The following is a 3118-nucleotide window of genomic DNA, read 5'->3' as shown; positions in this document are numbered from 1 at the left end:
GCTCACAGCGCCTTGCGGTGCTGCATTTTAAATAGTGGCGTCCCCTAGGGGACTCGAACCCCTGTTACCGCCGTGAAAGGGCGGTGTCCTAGGCCACTAGACGAAGGGGACGCAAAACCCTTCTAACAACTCAACCCGTTCTAGGAACCGGTTGTGGCAAGCCTTTCGGCTTTAGAGATTGGTGGAGATAAACGGGATCGAACCGTTGACCTCTTGCATGCCATGCAAGCGCTCTCCCAGCTGAGCTATACCCCCATCTCGAGGACGGGGCGCATGTTAAATGTGAGCCCCTGACCTGTCAACACTATTTTTCCTACATACCAATTTTTTATGCTGACAGAACAACTACTTACCCTGCCCTGCCAGCATTTATCAGCTATAAAACCCACGTTTTATGCCAGTTAGGCACTGCTCGCCAACAGCTTTTCCCACTCTTTGGTTTCTTTTTTCGACACACCACCGAGCAGTTCAATGGCCTGGCGCAGGCGGAAACGGGTGAGGTCCGGGCCGAGAATTTCCATGGCATCCAGCACCGATACCGAACTGGCCTGGCCGGTGATGGCGACAAACATCAGTGGCATGGCATCGCGCAGTTTCAGCTCCAAATGCTCAACCACCGCCTGAATGCAGCCGGTGATCTTGTCTTTTTCCCACTGACGCAGCGCTTCGAGCTTCCACAAGATCAGTTGCAGTACCTGACGCACTTGCTCCGGCGAGAGCTTCTTGTGTTCGAACAGCGCGGCATCCAGCGGCAAGGCACCGGCAAAGAAGAAGTTAGCCAACGGCGCGACCTGACTCAGGGTTTCCACCCGGCCCTGTACGTGCGGGGCAATCTTCATCAAGTACTCAGGGTTCAATGCCCACTTCTGCATTTGCGCGGCAAACGCCTCAACGCTCAGCTCACGAATCCACTGGCCGTTCAGCCAGGAGAGTTTTTCCAGGTCGAAAATCGGCCCGCCCAGCGAAACCCGCTGAATGTCGAAGTGCTCGACCATTTCGTCCAGGGTGAATTTTTCACGCTCATCCGGCATCGACCAGCCCATACGGCCGAGGTAGTTGAGCATCGCCTGCGGCAGGTAGCCCATACGCTCGTAGAAGGTGATCGAGGTCGGGTTTTTGCGTTTGGACAGCTTGCTCTTGTCCGGGTTACGCAGCAGCGGCATATAGCACAGCTGCGGCTGTTCCCAGCCAAAGTATTCGTAGAGCTTGATGAGTTTGGGCGCCGACGGCAGCCATTCTTCGCCGCGCAGCACGTGGGTGATGCCCATCAAATGGTCGTCGACCACGTTGGCCAGGAAGTAGGTGGGCAGGCCGTCGGTTTTCATCAGCACTTGCATGTCCATGCGATCCCATGGAATTTCCACGGTGCCGCGCAGCATGTCCGGCACTTCGCAGACGCCCTCGGTGGGCATCTTCATCCGTGTGACATGCGGCTCGCCGGCGGCAATGCGTTGCTGCGCCTCGTCGCGGCTCAGGTGCATGCACAGGCCGTCGTAGCGTGGGGTTTCTTTCTTTTCAGTTTGCTCGGCGCGCAGTTTGTCCAGGCGCTCGGCGGTGCAGAAGCAGTGGAAGGCGTGGCCTTTTTCCACCAGTTCGGCGTTGTACTTTTGGTAAATCGGGCCGCGCTCGCTCTGCCGGTACGGGCCGTGTGGGCCGCCAACATCCGGGCCTTCGCTCCATTCAATGCCCAGCCAGCGCAGGGCGTCGTAGATCTGTTGTTCCGACTCGCGGGTGGAGCGCACCTGGTCGGTGTCTTCAATACGCAAAATGAACTCACCACCGTGCTGACGGGCAAAGCACAGGTTGAACAGCGCGATATACGCGGTGCCAACGTGGGGGTCGCCGGTGGGCGATGGTGCGATACGGGTGCGTACTTTAGTCATGGACAGTCTCGAATCAGCAGATCATTTAAAGGCGCTTCAGCGCAGGCAGAGCGTGCCAGCGCAGGAGAATTCAGAAAGTGGCCGGCAATGTTACCAGCCGCACCACAGAAGGCTCCAGCAAACCGCCTTCTTCCAAGCGCAGGCTGCGCATCAGAAAGTCGAGAAACGCCTTCACCTTCATAGCCTGAAAGCGCCGCGACGGGTACACCGCGTACACCTCGCCCACCGGCAAGCGCACGTCGGGCAGCAATTCCACCAGTTGCCCACGCACCACTTGGTCCTCACTGAGCATAAAGGGCAACGCCGCGATACCCGCACCGGAAAGCGCCGCCTCACGGGCAAAGGTCAGGTTATTGCAGGACAGCACGCGCTGGCAGGGAATGTTTTCGCCCAGCAGCGGCCAGTAACGGATGGAGTCTTGCGGCAGCAGAATGGCGCGGTGCTGGGCCAAGTCTTCAACCACCCGAGGCGTGCCATGGGCCTTGAGGTACACCGGGCTGGCGCACAAACGCCGGCCGCTGGAAAACAGCTTACGGGCGATCAGCGTGGAATCTTGCGGTTGACCGATAAGGATGGCGATATCCACGCCCTCCTCCAAAGGGTCGACATGCCGCGAGGTAATTTCCACCTCGGCGGTAATCTGCGGGTACTGCAGCATAAAGGCGCCAAGCACGCGGCCAAGGAACAATTGGCCAAATTCGATAGGGGCGGTAATTCGCAACAATCCCGAGGGTTCTTGCTGCAATTGCATGACCGCCTGCTCGGCTTCGGCGAAGTCCAGCATGATTTGCCGGCAACGCTCGTAATAGGCCTGGCCCACTTCGGTCAGGCGCAATTTGCGCGTGGTACGGTTGAGCAGGCGCACGCCCAAGCGCTCTTCAAGCAAAGCAATGCGCCGGCTCACCGTAGATTTTTGCATCGCCAGCACCTGCGCGGCCTGGGTAAAACTGTGGCACTCCACGACGCGAGTGAAGATCAGCGCATCATCCAGCCCCATTATTGTTCCCCATAAGCAACAAAGTTTCTGAATTGTATCGGCTATATAGCTGCATGGAACACTGTTAGATTCGCTTACACTTTTTGCCCGTACTTCGAGCACCGCCATGCCTGCCAAATTGCAACGCCGCCTTTTCGTTTTTATTGCCCTGATCTTGCTGGTCGCCGGCGCTTTTTTTGCGCAGTGGTTTTTTGTTGGCCGGTTTATCGAAACCACTGACAACGCCTACGTTCAAGGC

The 3118-nt window shown here is 57.6% G+C and carries 2 protein-coding genes, 2 tRNA genes and 1 pseudogene; 1 reads left to right on the top strand and 4 read right to left on the bottom strand.

Annotated features, from left to right (window positions below):
- Window positions 1-35: 35 nt before the first annotated feature.
- The 4 genes from AAAB16_RS10605 to AAAB16_RS10590 all read right to left on the bottom strand — a co-directional run bounded on the left by AAAB16_RS10605 (window position 36) and on the right by AAAB16_RS10590 (window position 2880).
- A tRNA-Glu gene (locus tag AAAB16_RS10605) sits at window positions 36-111 on the bottom strand.
- Window positions 112-179: 68 nt separating this feature from the next.
- Window positions 180-255, bottom strand: a tRNA-Ala gene (locus AAAB16_RS10600).
- Between the two features lie 146 nt (window positions 256-401).
- Entirely contained in the window at window positions 402-1883 is a 1482-nt protein-coding gene (gene gltX / locus AAAB16_RS10595; protein ID WP_340663289.1) for a glutamate--tRNA ligase, read from the bottom strand.
- Window positions 1884-1953: 70 nt separating this feature from the next.
- Window positions 1954-2880 (bottom strand): LysR family transcriptional regulator, encoded by a 927-nt coding sequence (locus AAAB16_RS10590; RefSeq protein WP_110617709.1) that lies wholly within the window; start codon window positions 2878-2880, stop codon window positions 1954-1956.
- A 106-nt stretch (window positions 2881-2986) separates the two neighbouring features.
- Here AAAB16_RS10590 and AAAB16_RS10585 point away from each other — a divergent pair.
- A pseudogene (locus AAAB16_RS10585) lies at window positions 2987-3118 on the top strand (HlyD family secretion protein); the annotation flags it as partial.

It is taken from the genome of Pseudomonas sp. (assembly GCF_037994325.1).
Lineage (GTDB): Bacteria > Pseudomonadota > Gammaproteobacteria > Pseudomonadales > Pseudomonadaceae > Aquipseudomonas.
The sequence above is the reverse complement of the archived record's forward strand: the minus strand, read 5'-3'. Positions and strand labels throughout refer to the sequence as shown.

What these genes read in the sequence shown, in the direction of transcription:
- AAAB16_RS10590 (WP_110617709.1), bottom strand. Translation starts at nt 2,880, where the DNA reads ATGGGGCTGGATGATGCGCTGATCTTCACTCGCGTCGTGGAGTGCCAC.
- gltX (WP_340663289.1), bottom strand. Translation starts at nt 1,883, where the DNA reads ATGACTAAAGTACGCACCCGTATCGCACCATCGCCCACCGGCGACCCC.